The sequence below is a fragment of the Pseudomonas sp. NCHU5216 genome (assembly GCF_052156495.1).
Taxonomy (GTDB): Bacteria; Pseudomonadota; Gammaproteobacteria; order Pseudomonadales; family Pseudomonadaceae; genus Aquipseudomonas.
In genome coordinates, this window is the sequence record NZ_JBQLIX010000029.1 from 52,182 (window position 1) to 69,622 (window position 17,441).

The 17,441-nt window shown below is 62.4% G+C and carries 14 protein-coding genes and 1 pseudogene; 2 read left to right on the forward strand and 13 right to left on the reverse strand.

Features of this window, described 5'->3' with window-relative positions; all coding sequences use genetic code 11:
* Positions 1-35: 35 nt before the first annotated feature.
* The 5 genes and pseudogenes from ACSVIK_RS18580 to ACSVIK_RS18600 all read right to left on the reverse strand — a co-directional run bounded on the left by ACSVIK_RS18580 (position 36) and on the right by ACSVIK_RS18600 (position 5,508).
* Complete coding sequence (locus tag ACSVIK_RS18580) at positions 36-701, reverse strand: TetR/AcrR family transcriptional regulator (protein ID WP_442445715.1); 666 nt, start codon at positions 699-701, stop codon at positions 36-38.
* Positions 702-836: 135 nt separating this feature from the next.
* The gene (locus tag ACSVIK_RS18585) at positions 837-1,700 is read right to left on the reverse strand and encodes a methyl-accepting chemotaxis protein (RefSeq protein WP_442445727.1); all 864 of its coding nucleotides are present in this window, start codon (positions 1,698-1,700) and stop codon (positions 837-839) included.
* Positions 1,692-2,864: pseudogene (locus tag ACSVIK_RS18590) on the reverse strand (HAMP domain-containing protein); the annotation flags it as partial. The pseudogene ACSVIK_RS18590 and the gene ACSVIK_RS18585, both read right to left, overlap by 9 nt.
* 141 nt (positions 2,865-3,005) lie before the next feature.
* Positions 3,006-4,361: a uracil-xanthine permease family protein gene (locus ACSVIK_RS18595; protein WP_442445716.1), complete on the reverse strand. Its 1,356-nt coding sequence runs from the start codon at positions 4,359-4,361 to the stop codon at positions 3,006-3,008.
* Positions 4,362-4,590: 229 nt separating this feature from the next.
* Entirely contained in the window at positions 4,591-5,508 is a 918-nt protein-coding gene (locus ACSVIK_RS18600; RefSeq protein WP_442445717.1) for a LysR family transcriptional regulator, read from the reverse strand.
* A 183-nt stretch (positions 5,509-5,691) separates the two neighbouring features.
* Between ACSVIK_RS18600 and ACSVIK_RS18605 the strand changes: the two genes are divergently transcribed.
* Together ACSVIK_RS18605 and ACSVIK_RS18610 are read left to right on the forward strand one after the other, a co-directional pair.
* Positions 5,692-7,038, forward strand: a complete 1,347-nt coding sequence (locus tag ACSVIK_RS18605) for an aspartate aminotransferase family protein (protein WP_442445718.1) — start codon at positions 5,692-5,694, stop codon at positions 7,036-7,038.
* A gap of 87 nt (positions 7,039-7,125) precedes the next feature.
* A complete protein-coding gene (locus ACSVIK_RS18610) occupies positions 7,126-8,622 on the forward strand; it encodes a CoA-acylating methylmalonate-semialdehyde dehydrogenase (protein WP_442445719.1) in 1,497 nt (498 codons plus the stop codon).
* A gap of 217 nt (positions 8,623-8,839) precedes the next feature.
* Here the strand turns inward: ACSVIK_RS18610 and ACSVIK_RS18615 are convergent, their stop codons facing one another.
* The 8 genes from ACSVIK_RS18615 to ACSVIK_RS18650 form a co-directional block, all read right to left on the reverse strand.
* Positions 8,840-10,276 carry an XRE family transcriptional regulator gene (locus ACSVIK_RS18615; RefSeq protein WP_442445720.1) on the reverse strand — a complete coding sequence of 479 codons (1,437 nt, stop codon included), beginning with the start codon at positions 10,274-10,276 and terminating at the stop codon, positions 8,840-8,842.
* A complete protein-coding gene (locus ACSVIK_RS18620; RefSeq protein ID WP_442445721.1) occupies positions 10,267-10,779 on the reverse strand; it encodes a hypothetical protein in 513 nt (170 codons plus the stop codon). The genes ACSVIK_RS18615 and ACSVIK_RS18620 overlap by 10 nt, the downstream gene beginning before the upstream one ends.
* Before the next feature lie 456 nt (positions 10,780-11,235).
* On the reverse strand, positions 11,236-13,029 hold the full coding sequence (locus ACSVIK_RS18625; protein ID WP_442445722.1) for an ABC transporter ATP-binding protein/permease: 1,794 nt from the start codon (positions 13,027-13,029) through the stop codon (positions 11,236-11,238).
* Positions 13,030-13,204: 175 nt separating this feature from the next.
* Entirely contained in the window at positions 13,205-13,408 is a 204-nt protein-coding gene (locus tag ACSVIK_RS18630) for a hypothetical protein (RefSeq protein ID WP_442445723.1), read from the reverse strand.
* A gap of 78 nt (positions 13,409-13,486) precedes the next feature.
* Complete coding sequence (locus ACSVIK_RS18635) at positions 13,487-14,998, reverse strand: SulP family inorganic anion transporter (protein ID WP_442445724.1); 1,512 nt, start codon at positions 14,996-14,998, stop codon at positions 13,487-13,489.
* A 64-nt stretch (positions 14,999-15,062) separates the two neighbouring features.
* Positions 15,063-15,794, reverse strand: coding sequence for a carbonic anhydrase (locus ACSVIK_RS18640; RefSeq protein WP_442445725.1), 732 nt, complete (start codon positions 15,792-15,794; stop codon positions 15,063-15,065).
* 424 nt (positions 15,795-16,218) lie between these two features.
* Positions 16,219-16,452 (reverse strand): hypothetical protein, encoded by a 234-nt coding sequence (locus ACSVIK_RS18645; protein WP_268181492.1) that lies wholly within the window; start codon positions 16,450-16,452, stop codon positions 16,219-16,221.
* A 132-nt stretch (positions 16,453-16,584) separates the two neighbouring features.
* Positions 16,585-17,262, reverse strand: a complete 678-nt coding sequence (locus tag ACSVIK_RS18650) for a lipopolysaccharide kinase InaA family protein (protein WP_442445726.1) — start codon at positions 17,260-17,262, stop codon at positions 16,585-16,587.
* Positions 17,263-17,441 lie beyond the last annotated feature (179 nt).

Genomic DNA, 17,441 nt, shown 5'->3' on the forward strand with positions numbered 1-17,441 from the left:
GGTGGAGGGCAGCCTAGTGGGCGAATGTGACGAGTCTATGAAGCTTTGTTTGCGGGTGTCAGGCCGCAACCCTTGAGGATGATCTGCACCAGTTGCTCGGCTGCTTCATCGAAGTCCTGCTTGGTCAGGCGCGAGCACTGCTTGATGCGGCAGATCTGCGAGGCAAAGTCGGCGTAATGCTGGGTGCTGCTCCACAGCAGGAAGATCAGGTGGATCGGGTCGACCGGATCCATCTTGCCGGTGGCGATCCAGGCCTCGAACACCGCGGCGCGGCCACGGAACCACTCCAGGTAGCTTTGATTGAAGTATTGCGACAGGCATTCGCCACCGCTGATCACCTCCATGGCGAAGATGCGCGAGGCCTTCGGCTGGCGTCGGGAGAACTCCATCTTGGCGCGGATATAGCGCTCCAGCGCTTCGGCCGGATCGTCATCGACGGTGAGGTGATTGAAGGTGCTGTCCCACAGTTCGAGGATGTTGCTCAGCACCGCCAGGTACAGCCCCAGCTTGTTGGTGAAGTAGTAGTGCAGGTTGGCCTTGGGCAGGCCGACGTTCTGCGCGATGGTGTTCATGCTGGTGCCCTTGAAGCCGTGACGGGCGAACTCCTCTTCGGCGGCCTTGATGATGGCCTCTTCGTTTTTCTGGCGAATGCGCCCGGCGGGTTTGTCGTGGGCGGTGTGAGCATGGACTTCAAGGGTCATGGCGATTCCGAACTGATCTGGGAGCGGAGCGAGTGCACTGATACCCCAGCCCCGCCTGGGTGACAAGCCTTGCTGCAGGAAAACGGCGACCAGCGCCCGCGCTTCAAGCAATGGGCGCGGGTGCCTTGGCGCGGGTCAGACCCTGAACGAGGCGAGCAACCCGTGCAGGTCGCGGGTCATGCCGCTCAGCTCGCCGCTGACCTGCACCGTGCTTTGCGCCTCGTGGGCGTTGCTCTCGCTCAGGCTCTTGATCTCCAGGGTGTTCTGCTCGACGCCTTGTACCACCGCGGCCTGCTGCTCGGCAGCCGAGGCGATCTGGATGTTGTGGTCGATGATCTGATCCATGCTGCCGGTGATGGCCTCGAAGGTGCTGGCCGTCAGGGTCACCTGCTCGACGCTCTGCGCCGCGCTCTGGTGGCTGTTGCGGATGGTCTTCACTGCATTGTCGACCTGCTGGCGCAGGCGCTCGATGGTCTGGTCGATCTCGCCGGTCAGCTCGTGCGAGCGAATCGCCAGGCTGCGCACCTCGTCGGCCACCACGGCGAAGCCGCGACCCTGCTCGCCGGCCCTTGCGGCCTCGATGGCGGCGTTGAGCGCCAGCAGGTTGGTCTGTTCGGCCACGCTCTTGATCAGGTCGACGGCCTTGACGATTTCCTGGCTTTCCTTTTCCACCGAGGTGATGGCGGCGATGGAGTCATCCATCTCGGTGAACAACTGGTTGATCCGCGTCACCGCCTGATCCACCTGTACGCGGCCCTCGCGGCATTTCTCGCCGGCGCCGTTGGCCTTGTCGGCGGTGACGTGGGAGTTCTGGCTGACCTCCTGAACGTTGCTCACCAGCTCGCTCATCGAGGTGGCGATCAGCTCCAGTTCGCTGGCCTGGCGCTCGACGCTGCGCTGGCTGGTGGAGGCGCTGTCGGCCACGCTCTGGGCCTTGCTCAGGGTGCTTTCGGAGAAGCGCACCACCTCGGCGATGAGCTGCTGCATGCGGGTCTGCATGTCGTTGAAGTCCTTGGCCAGGTCGCCCAGCTCATCGCGGGCGGCGGTGGTCACTGGCTGGCGCAGGTCGCCCTCGGCCATGCGCCGGGTGGCGCTGGTCAGGTCGCGGATGGCGCCGCGCACCGACAGGTAGAAGCCGATGAAGAGGTACAACAGCAGAATCACCACCAGGGTCAGGCTGGCTGACCAGAGTACCAGGGCGTGCTGGTTGGCATCGGCGCGGGCCTGCAGCAGCGTGCGGGTTTCCGTGAGCAGCGCCTGGCTGGCTTGGTCGAGGCTGGCGAACTGTGGCGCGTAGGCCGCGTAGCGCTGCTGCCATTGTTCGACCGATTTCTGGTCGAAGTAGCCGCTTTGCGTGTAGGTGTCGACGATCTCGCGCTTGTAGCGCTCGGCAGCGACCTTGGCGGCCTCGCTCATCAACTGGCGCGCCTGGGCGTTGCCCTTGCCCTGAGCCAGGTCGGTGTAGCGTGAGAGGGTGTCGAGCAGGTTGGTAATGGTCGGTCGTGTCGAGGACTCGAGAAAGCCGTAGGCCGTCATGTAGGTGGCATAGGTGCGGGTGCGAGCCATCACGTCGTACAGGGGCAGCCACTCGTTGAGCAGCAGATCGATATTGCGGTACACGCGCGGGTTGCTGTCCTGGCTCAGGCGCGAGACGGCAGCAATTTCGCGCATGTTGGCGATCAACGGCGTGAGGACGTGGCTGTGGGCGATCATCTGCGAGCCCAGGCCCTGAGTGGAAATCTTGCTGCTGGGCTCGATGCCCTGGGCATCGTCGCCCAGAGCGAAGTTGGCGAACGGGCCGCCCTGCAGGCGGGCATCGAGAGCCTGTCTCTGTTGTTGGTAGGCCTGTGTCGTCTGCTCGATGAGCTGCTTGGCATCGTCCTTGTTACGGGCGTAGCCGATCACCTGTATGCCGGCCATCTCCTGTGCCTGGCGGTAAACCGGCAGGTAGTGTTCGAGGGTGAGCAGGCCTTGCAGCTCATGGCGTGAGGCTTGGAGATCCTGGCCGACATCCATCAGCTTGCTGATCGACAGCCAGCAGTAGGGCAGCATGAACACCGTGAAGATGAGCAGGAATTTATGGGCGTAGCGGGCGCGGTTCATCAACGCCAGAACCGGATTGAAGAAAAACATCGTGGCCCCTTGGCAACCTTGATAAGTCATGACGGCCCCTGGAAGGGAGCTGGGGCCCTATGGATGTGACGAGTGTTACCCCCGTAACACTCTGGCCCATTGCCAGCAAAAAGCTTGCCGTCATGAACTCGGCGACGATGATTTGACGGAAATCGCGCGCCGTCATTCACCTCATTCTGCGCGTTCGTCAGGCTCCAGAGGCAGCAGCAGGTTCATCAGGATGGCGGTGAGGCCGCCGCTGGTAATGGCCGAACCGAACACGGTCTGCACCAGTGTCGGCATTTGCCCAAGCAGCTCGGGTTGGCTGGAAATGCCCAGGCCGATGCCGAAGCTGGTGGCCATGATCAACAGGCTGCGGCGATCCAGCGGGGCCTGGGCGAGGATGCGGATGCCGGCGGCGGCCACCGAGCCGAACATCACCAGGGTGGCGCCACCCAGCACCGGCTTGGGAATCTGCTGCAGCACCGCACCGAGCACAGGGAACAGCCCGAGCACGATCAGCAGCGCGCCGATGTAGTAGCCGACATGCCGGCTGGCCACGCCGGTGAGCTGGATCACGCCGTTGTTTTGGCTGAAGGTGGTGTTGGGAAAGGTGTTGAACACGGCGGCGATCAGTGAGCTGACGCCATCGCCGAACACCCCGCCCTTGATGCGTTCGAGGTACTGCGGGCCTTTGATCGGCTGGCGCGAGATCATGCAGTTGGCGGTGAGGTCGCCGGTGGTTTCGATGGCGGTGATCAGATAGATCAGGGCCACCGGAACGAAGGCCATCCAGTCGAAGGCGAAGCCGTAACGAAAGGGAACTGGCAGGCTGATCAGCGGCAGCTCGGGCAATGGCTGCGGTACCAGCACGCCGCACAGCCAGGCGAGCAGCGAACCCAGCAACAGGCCGATGATGATGGCCGACAGGCGCAGCCAGGGGTTGCTCAGGCGGTTGAGCACGATGATGCAAACCAGCACCAGCGCGCCCAGGGCCAGGTTGATCGGCGCGCCGAAGTTCTCGGCATTGGCACCGCCGCCGAGGTCGGTGATGCCCACTTCGATCAGGCTGATACCGATGATGGTGATGACGATGCCCGTCACCAGCGGCGTGACGATGCGTTGCAGGCGGCCGATGAAGCGGCTCAGCACCATCTCGATGAAGGCACCGAAGAAGCACACGCCGAAGACCATCGCCAGGATGTCATCGGCGCTGCCACCGCGCGCCTTGACCATCATCCCGGCGGCCAGCACCGCGCTGAGGAAGGCGAAGCTGGTGCCCTGCACGCAGATCATCCCGGCGCCGATGCCGAAGGGGCGGCGCGCCTGGATCAGGGTGCCGACACCGGACACCATCAGGCCCATGCTGATCAGGTAAGGCAGTTGCTCGTGCAGGCCCAGCACGCCACCGATGATCAAGGTTGGCGTGACGATGCCGACGAAGCAGGCCAGCACGTGCTGCAGCGCGGCGAAGAAGGCCGGCAGCGGCGCTGGGCGGTCATCCAGGGCGTAGATCAGGTCGGAGTGAGCGGTTTTTTCCTGGGGCATGGCGCGATCTCGCAGCTGGGGCGGGTGGGGCTGGCAGGGTGCGCACCTGGCAGCAAGGCTGCTCGCCCGGATGCAAGAAGCTGTCCAGTCGATCAGGTTGTTAGAGAAAACTGTGCGCAATACTCCGTAGTTCTTTGGATACGATCCTGGGGCTTTTTTGTGCGCTAAGGCCTGGCGCCGTGAATCATGCACCGTTATGGAGCGCCATGCACGTCGGTGGTGCGGCGTCTCAACCTTCGGCCAGGGCTTCGAGAAAGCTCTCCAGTACCAGATGCGAACGACGCCCCTTGCGTGTCACGGCGGCCAGGTTGATGTCGTAGAAGCGGCTGCTGGCCTTGAGTGCGCGCAGGCGCCCCTGCTGTACCCAAGCCTGGGCATAGTGATCCGGAAGGTAACCAATGTAACGCCCGGTAAGGATGAGGAAGGCCATGCCTTCGCGATCCGAGGCGCTGGCCGTGCAGTTCAGTGCCTGGTAGTGGTTCTGCACCTCGGGCGGCACACGGAAGGTCGGGGCGATGGCCTCCTGGGCGTTGAGCCGTTCGTCCTCCAGTTGTTGGTCATCGACATAGAACAGCGGGTGGCCGACCGCGCAGTAGAGCAACGAGCGCTCATCGTATAGCGCCTGGTATTCCAGGCCGGAGAGGGCTCCGACCTGCGGCACCACGCCAATATGCAGGCGCCCGTCGAGCACGCCCTGTTCCACCTCCGAGGGGGGCGTCATGCGGATATTGATGCGCACGTCCGGCCCCTGCACCTTGAGCCGGGCCAGGGCATTGGTGATGCGCATGTGCGCGATGGTCACCAGGTTGTCGGTGAGGCCGATGTTCAGCTCACCGCGCAGGTGCTGGTGCAGGCCATTGACCTCGGTGCGAAAACTCTCCAGCGCCGCCAGCAGTTGCAGGGTGCTCTGGTACACCTCGCGGCCTTCCTCGGTCAGGGCGAAGCCGGCGCGGCCACGCTGGCACAGGCGCAGGCCGAGGCGTTGCTCCAGATCGCTCATCTGCTGGCTGATGGCCGAGCGGCCGATACCCAAGGCACTCTCGGCGGCGGAAAAACCACCGCATTCCACCACGCTGCGAAACAGCTTGAGCAGGCGGATTTCAAAGTCGCTGACCTGGGCCAGCGGATCGGGGCGGCGGCTGCTCATCTGTTTAGTGGGCTCTGAACTGAAGATAAGAAGAGTATGGTTTTACTGACTCTATGCCCGTGGCACATTTCCGTGCAACTACCCTGTAGGAGCGAGCTCTGCTCGCGAAGCTGTGGCACGAGCTCCCGTTCGCGAGCAGAGCTCGCTCCTACCCCGATTGCCTGCCCGAACGAGGCCACTCCGATGAACATGCCGCAGACCGCAACCCCGTCCCTGGCCAGCCAGCTCAAGCTGGATGCGCACTGGATGCCGTTCTCCGCTAACCGCAACTTCCAGCGCGACCCGCGTTTGATCGTGGCCGCCGAAGGCAACTGGCTCACCGACGATAGCGGGCGCAAGGTCTACGACAGCCTGTCCGGCCTGTGGACCTGTGGCGCCGGTCACTCGCGCAAGGAAATTCAGGAGGCCGTGGCCAAGCAACTCGGCACCCTCGACTACTCGCCGGGCTTCCAGTACGGCCATCCGCTGTCGTTCCAGTTGGCCGAGCAGATCGCCGACCTGATGCCGGGCGAGCTCAACCACGTGTTCTTCACCGGCTCCGGCTCCGAGTGTGCCGACACCGCGGTGAAAATGGCCAAGGCTTACTGGCGCCTGAAAGGCCAGCCGGCCAAGACCAAGTTCATCGGCCGCGCCCGTGGCTACCACGGCGTCAACATCGCCGGCACCTCGCTCGGTGGCATCGGCGGCAACCGCAAGATGTACGGCCAGTTCATGGACGCCGACCACCTGCCGCACACCCTGCAGCCGCACCTGGCCTTCACCAAGGGCATGGCCGAAACCGGCGGCGTGGAGCTGGCCAACGAACTGCTCAAGCTGATCGAGCTGCACGACGCCTCCAACATCGCGGCGGTGATCGTCGAGCCGATGTCCGGCTCGGCCGGCGCCATCGTGCCGCCGGTGGGCTACCTGCAGCGCCTGCGCGAAATCTGCACGCAGCACAATATCCTGCTGATCTTCGACGAAGTGATCACCGGCTTCGGCCGCATGGGCAAGTGGAGCGGCGCGGAATACTTCGGCGTTACCCCGGATATGATGAACGTCGCCAAGCAGATCACCAACGGTGCCATCCCCCTGGGCGCGGTGATCGCCAGCAGCGAGATCTACACCACCTTCATGCAGCAGCCGTCGCCGGAGCACATGATCGAGTTCACCCACGGCTACACCTACTCGGCCCACCCGGTGGCCTGCGCCGCCGGCCTGGCGACGCTGGAGCTGCTCAAACGCGAGAACCTGATCCAGCAATCCGCCGAGCTGGCGCCCAAGTTCGAGGCCGCCCTGCATGGCCTGAAAGGCGCCAAGCACATCGTCGACATCCGCAACTGCGGCCTGGCCGGTGCCCTGCAGATCGCCCCGCGTGACGGCGACGCCGTGATCCGTCCCTTCGAGGCCGGCATGGCCCTGTGGAAGGCCGGCTTCTACGTGCGCTTCGGCGGCGACACCCTGCAGTTCGGCCCGACCTTCAACGCCAAGATGGAAGACCTCGACCGCGTGTTCAACGCCGTCGGTGACGTGCTGAACAAACTCGACTGATTCCTGGCTCCCCTCTCCCACTTGTGGGAGAGGGGCCGGGGGAGAGGGCGCCTCTCCCCAGTACCCGATTCTTTGATGGAGAACCCCATGAGCCACATCCCCCACCTGATCAACGGCGAACGCGTCGCTGGCACCGGCCGCACCGCTGCGGTATTCAACCCTTCCACCGGCGACTCCACCGCCGCCGTCGGCCTGGCCGACCGCGCCACCCTGCAACTGGCCATCGACGCCGCCAAGGCCGCCTTCCCGGCCTGGCGCAACACCCCGCCGGCCAAGCGCGCGCAGATCATGTTCCGCTTCAAGCAACTGCTGGAGCAGAACGAGAACGAAATCGCCGCGCTGATCAGCGCCGAGCACGGCAAGACCCTCGAAGACGCCGTCGGTGAACTCAAGCGCGGCATCGAGAACGTCGAGTTCGCCTGCGCTGCCCCGGAAATCCTCAAGGGCGAGTACAGCCGCAACGTCGGCCCCAACATCGACGCCTGGACCGACCTGCAGCCGGTCGGCGTGGTCGCCGGCATCACCCCGTTCAACTTCCCGGCCATGGTGCCGCTGTGGATGTACCCGCTGGCCATCGTCTGCGGCAACTGCTTCATCCTCAAACCGTCCGAGCGTGACCCCAGCTCCACCCTGTTCATCGCCGAGCTGCTGAACCAAGCCGGCCTGCCCAAGGGCGTGCTCAACGTGGTCAACGGCGACAAGGACGCGGTCGACGGCCTGATCGAAGCGCCCGAGGTCAAGGCCCTGAGCTTCGTCGGCTCGACGCCAATCGCCGAATACATCTACAGCGAAGGCACCAAGCGCGGCAAACGCGTGCAGGCCCTGGGCGGCGCCAAGAACCACGCTGTGCTGATGCCCGATGCCGACCTCGATAACGCCGTCAGCGCCCTGATGGGCGCGGCCTACGGCTCCTGCGGCGAGCGCTGCATGGCCATCTCGGTGGCCGTGTGCGTGGGTGACCAGATCGCCGATGCGCTGGTGGAGAAGATCGTGCCGCAGATCCAGGCGCTGAAGATCGGTGCCGGTACTCAGTGCGGCCTGGACATGGGCCCGCTGGTCACCGCCGCCGCGCGTGACAAGGTCAAGGGCTACATCGACGCCGGCGTGGCACAGGGCGCCAAGCTGGTGGTCGACGGTCGTGGCCTGGTGGTGCCGGGTAATGAAAACGGCTACTTCGTCGGCGGCACCCTGTTCGACAAGGTGACCTCGGACATGACCATCTACACCGACGAAATCTTCGGCCCGGTGCTGTGCATCGTCCGCGTCGGCAGCCTGGAAGAAGCCATGCAACTGATCAACGATCACGAGTACGGCAACGGCACCTGCATCTTCACCCGCGATGGCGAAGCTGCGCGCCTGTTCTGCGACGAGATCGAAGTGGGCATGGTCGGCGTCAACGTCCCGCTGCCGGTGCCGGTGAGCTACCACAGCTTCGGCGGCTGGAAGCGCTCGCTGTTCGGCGACCTGCACGCCTACGGCCCGGACGGCGTGCGCTTCTACACCCGCAAGAAGGCCATCACCCAACGCTGGCCGGCGCGCAAGAGCCACGAAGCGGCGCAGTTCGCCTTTCCCAGCAATGGTTGAGTGAGCGCTAGCGGTAAACGAAAGGCCGGTCGCAAGACCGGCCTTCTTGTTTATGTCGTTGAGGTTAGCCCCTAGCCTGGGTTATAGCGCAGCGAAATCCGGGGAGCAGTTGATGGATTTCGTGGGCTCTACCCATCGTACTGGTAGCTCTCAATTGAGGTGCAGCGTAGATTAATTAGCCAAAGGCCGCACGAAGTGCGGCCTGATAACCGATCAGTTATTGGAAAAAGTCGACCATGTCCTGCCTGTGCTGCAAGAACTGCTCACTATTGCAGCCAAGATAAGAGGCAGCAGAGTCGGCCGAGATAAGGCCAGAGTCATACGCCTGAACTACTACGCTCACAAACCTCCCTCTGCGCGAGTAAGGAACCTCCGTAACGGGGAAATAATCAAGCGTATAATCTTCTCTAGCTCTCCAGTCTTCAGAAGGCTGGGTGTCAATTCGACCGAACTTAAAATCTGGTGCTATAGTTTTTGAGTTAATTAGCTGCCAGCGCGCGGCAGTGAAACTTACACCATAAAAATCCATTACAGCGATCATTCCCTGGTCGGGGTCGCTATAACTACTATATACCTCCACTACGCCATTCCTGGGTGCAATAAACTCAACGGCAAAACCGTTGGCGCGTACCTCTACAGGATCCTTCCTAACTGGATCGTTGCTTTGAAAATCTTCAAAGTCAGAAAACTCATCCACTACCAGCTTGTTCAATCTCTGACCTGGATCCCACAGAAGGTGCCCTAGTTCGTGTGCCAAAGTATTTCGCCGGATCCAAACATTCTGATTTTGACCGTCAGTATTTAGTACAACACCTCGATCCTCGTCACCTGTCGCAATAGTTGCACCAGCAAATTTCTTATTAAACTGTGCCTGAACTACGGGGATACAAAGATTATCTTCTACAAGGACTCGCATGCTTTCGATTGCATCATGAGGGCCGATTCCCAGTGCGGTGCGCGTAAGGGCTGCCAACTCGAAACCGCGGCGCCAGGCAGGGTATATATAATTATTGTCCGGTTTGATTCCGAGCGACCTTATGGCCTCGACCTGAGAACGCCCGAGCTTAACCTGTAGCGCATTCTGACGTTTTATTACCCATGCGGCATCGCTCAAACGCATAACCATTTGAGGGGTGAATGAGTTCAGGTTCTGATCGGCAGCCCCAAGAAATTCTCGCAAGCGCACGCCAAGTGCGTAATCTCCACCGGCACCTGGTTGATGACCTAAAAGAGATTCATCCAATACCAGGGTCCTAGCAATACTTTCTATAGTGCGGAATGGGAGTGTACTTTGAGAGTTCTCAAAATCCTTGAGAGCTTGTTCGTCAATATGTACCGCTCTCGCTACATTGTCGAGCGAAAGCGCCATATTAAGTCGGCGTTCTTTTATGGTCTTGCCTGGTTCTAGAGCGTCCAGTAATATTGGGACAGCATCATTCTCAGTCAGTCCATAGAGAATTTCTTCGCCAAAGGTATCTAATGCCTCTTTGGCATTTATTCTGCGTCCTTTAGCTCGTTCATTATCAAACCCTATTTGAATTTGACTACGAACAAAAAGACGGCGCGATGTTGCGGCACGCTCTTCTAGGGTGCTACCAGAACTTTCAGTCCCGAAAACTCTTGATAGCTCTTTATCAGTCCACTTCACATCCATTTTGGCTCACCAACTAATACCGTACATGGATAACCGGTTTCTACATCAAACCCTAGCGAGGCAACTTCAAATCCTTCGTTCTTAAACGCCAGAGCTACATCGGTCATTTCTTGTTCACTTTTTGGCCCGTAGCGCCCGGATGAAGCACTCAGCAGCAAGCGCCCCTCCGCTAAAAACCACAATTCTCCGCCGCAATGAGCGCTCTCGCCTCCAGTCAGGTTTGTATGCTTGATTTTTCCTGTCTCAAGCCCCTGACCAAAAGGAGCACTTTCTAACGCAAAAGGGACGTCATTAGCTGCAACCACCCAGAGGTATAGCTGGCCCCGCTCGGAATGGCTACGTGGAACAGAGCTAATTATCACATCGTCCGAGGCATCTTCAGGGAACTGAAGCAGTCCTAATCTTTCGTTTGGGGGCAACAGAACCAGTTCATCTTCGTTCTTAATACACTCCGCTTTCGGCTCACGGAGGGGGTAAATTTCCCTGAATGCAGCAAAATCCATTCCATTTATCCCTAAAGCAACCAAATACGACAGACGGAAAAACCTTGGGATTCTACGCGATACAAGGATGCTTGCCAAACCTGATGGCATCGACCCGTGCCTGCATCATCTCTGTAGGTTCTTTAAGGTACTGAGCATGGTTATAAGCAGCGCTAGGCTTGCTCGTTTAGGCGTGAGCTCGCTGGATTTCTATCACTGCTGGACGTCATTTTTCTGACTCATAGCAAATACCCCGGACATTCATAAGGTGGACAACACAACGCTTATCCACTTTTTCATTGGATTCGATAAGGCTTTTAGCGATAGCGGCCGGCGCGCTATCCGCATCGATCAGAACAGCGGGGATGGGGAGGGCTTGTTGGCCATGGGGCATCCTTGCGGGGTGATGCCCAGACATTACTGCGAAATGATGGCTTGGCGCCATAGTCCCAAATGGCTATGGCGCGCTTTTGAGCTTTAGCCGTTCTGACGACTGCTCAACTGCCAGCCGCCTTTGCCGTCCAGATCGAGCTGGTGGCTGTGGAAGGCGGCGAGGGTGTGGCGGTGGCCGACGCTGATCAGCAGGGTGTTGGGCAGTTCGCGGCGCAGCAGGGTGTAGAGCGACTGTTCCAACCCTTCGTCCATGGCCGAGCTGGATTCGTCGAGGAAGGCCACCGCCGGGCGGTTGTAGAGCAGGCGGGCGAAGGCCAGGCGTTGTTGTTCACCCAGGGACAAGACGCGGCTCCAGTCGCCGGGTTCGTCCAGGCGGCCTGCCAGGTGTGGCAGGCACACTTGCTCCAGCACCTGTTGCATGCGTTCGCGATCCTCGCCTGGCTCGGTTGGGTAGGCCAGTGCGCTGCGCAGATCGCCCAACGGCAGGTAGGGGCGTTGCGCGAGGAACAGTGCCTGGTGCCCGGTGGGCCGCGCTACTTGGCCGTCGGCGTAGGGCCAGAGGCCGGCGAGGGCGCGTAGCAGGGTGGTCTTGCCGCAGCCGGAAGGGCCGCGCACCAGCAGGGCCTGGCCGGGGTGCAGGTCGAGGTTGAGGCCATCGACCAGCAGTTGGCCGTCCGGGCGTTGCAGGTGCAGGTTCTCGACGTGCAAGCCGCTGGCCTGGGCGCTGGTGGTGACGTGGGGCAGTTCGCGGGCCTGCTGGTTGGCGTCGAGCAGGCCGCTCAAGCGGTCGAGGGTGGCGCGGTACTGGGCGAAGGCATCGTAGCTGCTGCGGAAGAACGACAGGGCGTCCTGCACCTGGCCGAAGGCCTGCGCGGTCTGCATCACGTCGCCGAGCTTGATGGCGCCACTGAAGAAGCGCGGCGCCTGGAGGATGAAGGGAAAGACCACGGCCACCTGGCTGACGCCGAGGTTGAAGCCGTCGAACTTCAGGCTCCGATAGACCAGCGCCCAGAGGTTATCGACCAGTGCGCCGAAGCGGCCCAACAGGGTGCGCCGTTCGACGTTGCGGCCCTGGTAGAAGGCGACGTTCTCGGCGTATTCACGCAGGCGCACCAGGGCATAACGGAAGTTGGCCGAGCGCTGTTCGTTGAGGAAGTTCAGGCGGATCAACGGGCGGCCGAGGCGGAAGGCGATCAGCGTGGCGATGATCACGTAGATGTACACGGCGAACACCATGGCCCGTGGGATTTCCACACCGGCCACGGTCAGCGGTGCGGACAGCCCCCAGAGTATGCCGCTGAAGGCCACCAGCGAGACCAGCGAGCTGACCGCGCCGAGCGAGAGCCTGAGCGAGCCTGAGACGAAGGCGGCGACGTCCAGCTCGATGCGTTGGTCGGGGTTGTCGATCGGCTGGTCGAGGAACTGGCCACGGTAGTAGGCATCGCCCTTGAGCCAGTCATCGGTCAGGCGCTGGTTGAGCCAGGTGCGCCAGTGGATGCTCAGGGCCTGGTTGACGTAGAAGTCGAACAGCGCCCGCGCCACGTGGATGCTGGCGAGAATGGCGAAGACGCCCAGCATGAACCAGAAGGCCTTCTGATCCAGCTCCTGCAGGGCGCTGTAGAAGCCGTTGTACCAGAAGGAGAACAGCACGTTCATGCGCACCGCGAACAGCGACAGCAGCAGGAGCAAGGCGAAGGTCGCCAGCGGTCGCCAACTGTTGCGTGGGTTCAGGTAGGGCCCGGCGATCTGCCAGAACTGCCGACCCCAGCGGGTGAAGCGTACCAGGGCGAAGGCGGTGAGGGTGAAGCCGACGAGGGTGCACAGTGAGGCGATGGCCAGCCAGATCAGGCTGTCGGTAAGGGCTTGGTGCCAATCCATAAGGTGTGGGTTCCGCGATGCTTCGACAGGGAGGGAATGCCGGAGGGCCGGCTGCCGAGACTGAAGGCGTGAGTTATACGCCTGTGTTGCAGACTTTTCGCCGTTTCGTTGGTTCCTGCGGTGGCAGCTTTTGTAAACGTCAGACGGCTGCCGTTCAGGTTGCCAACGGCTGTTGCTATTGCGTCTGTTTCAGCGCATCTTGCAGGCGCTGATTGCTGGCCGCATTGGCCTGGTCGATCTGCTGCTTGAGTTGCTCCATCTGCTGCTGGGCCTGTTGCGCCTGCTTGGCTTGCAGGCTGGCGGTGGCGGCGGTTTCACCCGCGCCACAGGCGCCAAGGGTGAGCAGTAGGGCAAGGGTGCAGAGATGGGGCAGGCGCATGGTGGGCTCCAGGTGAGTGGCAACTGCAATAGAGTGGCCGATTTCACCTGATTTGTATGTGCCACCATGCGCAATCTGTCAGGCCAACGCCGTGCGCTGTCGACCTTCCACGCGCCGTTTCAGCGCCGCGCCTTCGACGATCTCCAGGCCGCCGCCCTGGGCGCGGGCGGAGCGGCCCCAGTCTTCCAGCAGTTCCATGCAGGCATGGTCGATGTAGCTGACCCGCGCCAGGCTCAGGTGCACGCGGGTGCCGGGCTCAACGCTGGCTAGCACCTTGGCGAGCTGTGGCACGCGCAGGAAGGTGGCAGCGCCGCTCATGCGCAGCTCGGCGCTGTCTGCGCCGGTGGGCACCAGCTTCACGCGCAGGCGCGAGGCGTTCCATACCAGTTTCAGCAGGGTCAGGGCGAAGCCCACCAGCACACCGGTTAGCAGATCGGTGAAGACGATGCACAGCGCCGTGGCCGCGTAGATGATGACCGGGATGCGCCCGTACTGGCCGAGGCTGCGCATGGCCTTGGGGTCGACCAGCTTGCAGCCGGTGTACACCAGCACCGCACCGAGGCTGGCCACCGGAATGCTCTGCAGCACGCCGGGCAGCAAGGCCACCAGAGCCAACAGCCAGGCACCATGGAGGATGGTGGAAGCACGACCACGGGCACCGGCCTGGACGTTGGCCGAGCTGCGCACGATCACGCCGGTCATCGGCAGGGCGCCGACCGCTCCGCAGAGGATGTTGCCGATACCCTGGGCGGAGAGTTCACGGTTGAAGCGTGCGCGCGGGCCGTCATGCATGCGGTCGACGGCGGCGGCGGACAGCAGGGTTTCGGCGCTGGCGATAAAGGCCAAGGCCAGGGCGGCGACCAGCAACTGCGGATCGGCCAGGCTCGCCAGCCCCTTCGGGGTGATCCAGTCGATGGCATCGCCGAGGTTGGCCGGCAGTTCCACGCGCTTGACCGGCAGTGCCAGCCACAGGCTGACCAGGGTGGCGAGGGTCACGCCGACCAGGGCGCCGGGCAAAAAGCGCACGGGTGCCGGGCGATAGCGCTCCCACAGCCAGATGCTGGCGATGGTGCCGAGGCCCACCAGGCCGGCGATCATGGCATTGCCACCGGCCAGGCTCAGGGCGTCGCGCACCGCACCGGGGAAGGCCAGCAGGTTATCCAGGCCCGATGCCTGGGGCGAGGCGTCGATCATCACATGCACCTGCGATAGCACGATGAGAATACCGATGCCGGCGAGCATGCCGTAGACCACCGCCGGTGCGGTGACGCGAAACCAGCCGCCGAGGCGCAGGGTCCCCGCGGCGAGCTGGATCAACCCGGCCAGCAACAGCACCGGGCCGAGCGCGGCCATGCCGTGGGTGCGCACCAGCTCGAATACCAGCACGGCGAGGCCGGCCGCCGGGCCGCTGACCTGCAGCGGTGCGCCGGCGATGAAACCGACCACCAGACCGCCGATGATGCCGGTGATCAGGCCCTTGGCCGGCGGCATGCCGGAGGCGATGGCGATACCCATGCACAAGGGCAGGGCGACGAGAAAGACCACCACGGACGCCAGCGCGTCCCGTGGCAGTGTGCGAAATACATTCATAAGGCTGTCTCCTGGCAAAAGGGTGCCCACCGGCCTTGAGAGCCGGGAGCCAGAGAGTGGAACGTCAGGCGCTGGCGTAGCGCGGTTGCGGGGTGGCGCAGGGCTGCTCGTCGCCATCCAGCGGCAGGAAGCTGCCCGAGGCGGCGTCATAGGCACGGATGCCGCCGCTGTCGATGTCATAGACCCAGCCGTGGATGTGCAACTGGCCGCTGGCCAGACGCGCGGCGACCGAGGGGTGGGTGCGCAGGTGGTCGAGCTGGGCGACGACGTTTTCTTCGGTGAGCACGCCGAGGGTTTCATGGGCGCTGCCGCAACTGCAGTTGTCCGCCACGACGCTGCGTGCCACTTCGGCGTGGCGCAGCCAGGCGCGCACCGTGGGCATGCCGTCGAGGCTGGCGGGGTTGAGCACGGCTTTCATCGCGCCACAGTCGGAGTGGCCGCAGACGATGATGTGCTTTACGCCGAGTGCGAGTACCGCGTACTCGATGGCAGTGGAGACGCCGCCGTTCATCTGCCCGTAGGGCGGCACCACGTTACCCACGTTGCGGGTGACGAACAGGGTGCCGGGGTCGCTCTGGGTGATCAGTTCGGGGACGATGCGCGAGTCTGCACAGGTGATGAACATGGCACTGGGCGCTTGTGCCGAAGCCAGGCGCTTGAACAGTGCCTGCTGCTGTGGGTAGACCTCCTGACGAAAGCGCCGAAAGCCCTGTACCAACTGGTGCAGGGCAGCCTGGGCCTGATCCTTGGGTACGGGGCGCAGGGTGTTGCCGGTTCGGGTAGCGGTTGAGTTCATCGTTGCATCTCCTGTCATTTTCCTGAGTGACGTTCTCGACTGCTGACCAAACGCCTGTGACCTGTCGGTCACTTCCGGGGCAACGATAAGGATTCTTACTTAACCAAAACTGAACCGCGCAGCTCTAAAACGCCACTATGCGGCCATTTTGCGGTTGCACGGAACCATGGGTAGGGCGCACTCAGGAGCGCAGCAAACAGTGCGCCGTTGCGTGGCCCGAGCGGGTATTTGAGGGAGGGCATGCGTGCTGAAGGCAGCGGGTTGGGCTGCTGCGGTGGGGTGTTCGCTGGCGCTCCTGAACCCACCCAGCGGGGCTGGTTATCGTTGAGGCAGCTACCCGGTTGGATCGCTTCGGTGGGCGCTCGCTGGTGCTACGAGCGGTCGGCGTTCCGGCCCACCACGGGGCCTGAGCCTCGTCCGGCGGTTACTGCTCGCCCTTCATGGCCGTTTGCAGGCCGAACATGAGCAGCAGGAGGTTGGCGTCCGGTTCCAGCTCGGTCTGCACCTGTTTGCGAACCGGAGCGATGGGGCAGGGGGCCGTGCTGCAGTCGCGTGCATCCAGCACGCGTGGGCCGGGTTCTTGCCAGGCGGCTGCCGCCACTGCCGTGACACCCAGGGCAGCAGCGAAGAACAGACCTCTAGCGATTTCTAGTTTCATCTTGCTAACCCTTTGAAAGTACGGCGAGCGTGTCTGGGTAACCCTAGCCGAAACTGGCGGAGTTCAAGCACTTCCTGACGAACGGTTACCCGTTGGCGAGGGAGGCAGCACGATAACGCTTATTCGGGCCACTCAGAGATTTTTCAGACCGCCGGGATACACCTGGGCATAGCCAGCGAGCAATTGCGCCCAGTTGGCATCGTTCCACGGGCCGTGGCGGCGCAGTTGGCGCAGGTCATGATGGGCCGCCTGGCGACGAGTGAGGCGGCGACGGCTTTTTTCCAGATCGAGCAGGGCGACCTGGGGGCGTTCGCCATCCATGCGCACGAAGACATGCTTGGCATACAGGCAGCCGTGTTGCCAGCGGCCCAGGTGCATGCGCGCCAGGGTTGCACCGATCTGTTGCAGCAGGCGAGCATGTTGCACCTCGCCGCAGGCTTCGCGGCCGCCCTGGGCATACCATTGCTCGATGTGCTCGAAGCCTTCCAGGGCTTGAGTCACCAACATGCCGCGCCAGCCGTGCTGCGGATCATGTTCGACGCCGCAATAGACCAGGCGTGGCACGGGTACACCCAGCTCTTTCAGAGCCACCAGGGCGCTGCGTTCACGCAGAACGGTGGGGCGCCCCTTGGGGTGCAGCAGGCTGCGGTAGATATGGCCGATCTGGCGCTTGGCGTAGAGTACGCCGTCTTCTTCATCCAACAGGCGTTGTACGCCACTTTCGCCACCGCGACGGACATTGGGTGCTTCGACCCAATCTCCCTGGCGTTGCCACCAGCGCTGGAAGGCGTGCTGATAAGTCACCGTCATATTATTGTTCTTCTGCTTGAGTGTCGTAAGAAGCCTGAACGGCCGTGCACGAAAACTAAAGCAAAGACCATTCCTGCGTCCATAAAAAACCCCGCGACAGGCGCGTAATGCTGTTCATTTAAGCGGAGCAGCTTTCCGATCTACTGGGTAGCGGGTCTTTGAAATCTTCACCGTCCTGG

Excerpts from the sequence above, each read along its gene's own strand:
- ACSVIK_RS18580 (WP_442445715.1), bottom strand. The coding sequence starts at position 701 with ATGACCCTTGAAGTCCATGCTCACACCGCCCACGACAAACCCGCCGGG.
- ACSVIK_RS18585 (WP_442445727.1), bottom strand. The coding sequence starts at position 1,700 with ATGCAGACCCGCATGCAGCAGCTCATCGCCGAGGTGGTGCGCTTCTCC.
- ACSVIK_RS18595 (WP_442445716.1), bottom strand. The coding sequence starts at position 4,361 with ATGCCCCAGGAAAAAACCGCTCACTCCGACCTGATCTACGCCCTGGAT.
- ACSVIK_RS18600 (WP_442445717.1), bottom strand. The coding sequence starts at position 5,508 with ATGAGCAGCCGCCGCCCCGATCCGCTGGCCCAGGTCAGCGACTTTGAA.
- ACSVIK_RS18605 (WP_442445718.1), top strand. The coding sequence starts at position 5,692 with ATGAACATGCCGCAGACCGCAACCCCGTCCCTGGCCAGCCAGCTCAAG.
- ACSVIK_RS18610 (WP_442445719.1), top strand. The coding sequence starts at position 7,126 with ATGAGCCACATCCCCCACCTGATCAACGGCGAACGCGTCGCTGGCACC.
- ACSVIK_RS18615 (WP_442445720.1), bottom strand. The coding sequence starts at position 10,276 with ATGGATGTGAAGTGGACTGATAAAGAGCTATCAAGAGTTTTCGGGACT.
- ACSVIK_RS18620 (WP_442445721.1), bottom strand. The coding sequence starts at position 10,779 with ATGGATTTTGCTGCATTCAGGGAAATTTACCCCCTCCGTGAGCCGAAA.
- ACSVIK_RS18625 (WP_442445722.1), bottom strand. The coding sequence starts at position 13,029 with ATGGATTGGCACCAAGCCCTTACCGACAGCCTGATCTGGCTGGCCATC.
- ACSVIK_RS18630 (WP_442445723.1), bottom strand. The coding sequence starts at position 13,408 with ATGCGCCTGCCCCATCTCTGCACCCTTGCCCTACTGCTCACCCTTGGC.
- ACSVIK_RS18635 (WP_442445724.1), bottom strand. The coding sequence starts at position 14,998 with ATGAATGTATTTCGCACACTGCCACGGGACGCGCTGGCGTCCGTGGTG.
- ACSVIK_RS18640 (WP_442445725.1), bottom strand. The coding sequence starts at position 15,794 with ATGAACTCAACCGCTACCCGAACCGGCAACACCCTGCGCCCCGTACCC.
- ACSVIK_RS18645 (WP_268181492.1), bottom strand. The coding sequence starts at position 16,452 with ATGAAACTAGAAATCGCTAGAGGTCTGTTCTTCGCTGCTGCCCTGGGT.
- ACSVIK_RS18650 (WP_442445726.1), bottom strand. The coding sequence starts at position 17,262 with ATGACGGTGACTTATCAGCACGCCTTCCAGCGCTGGTGGCAACGCCAG.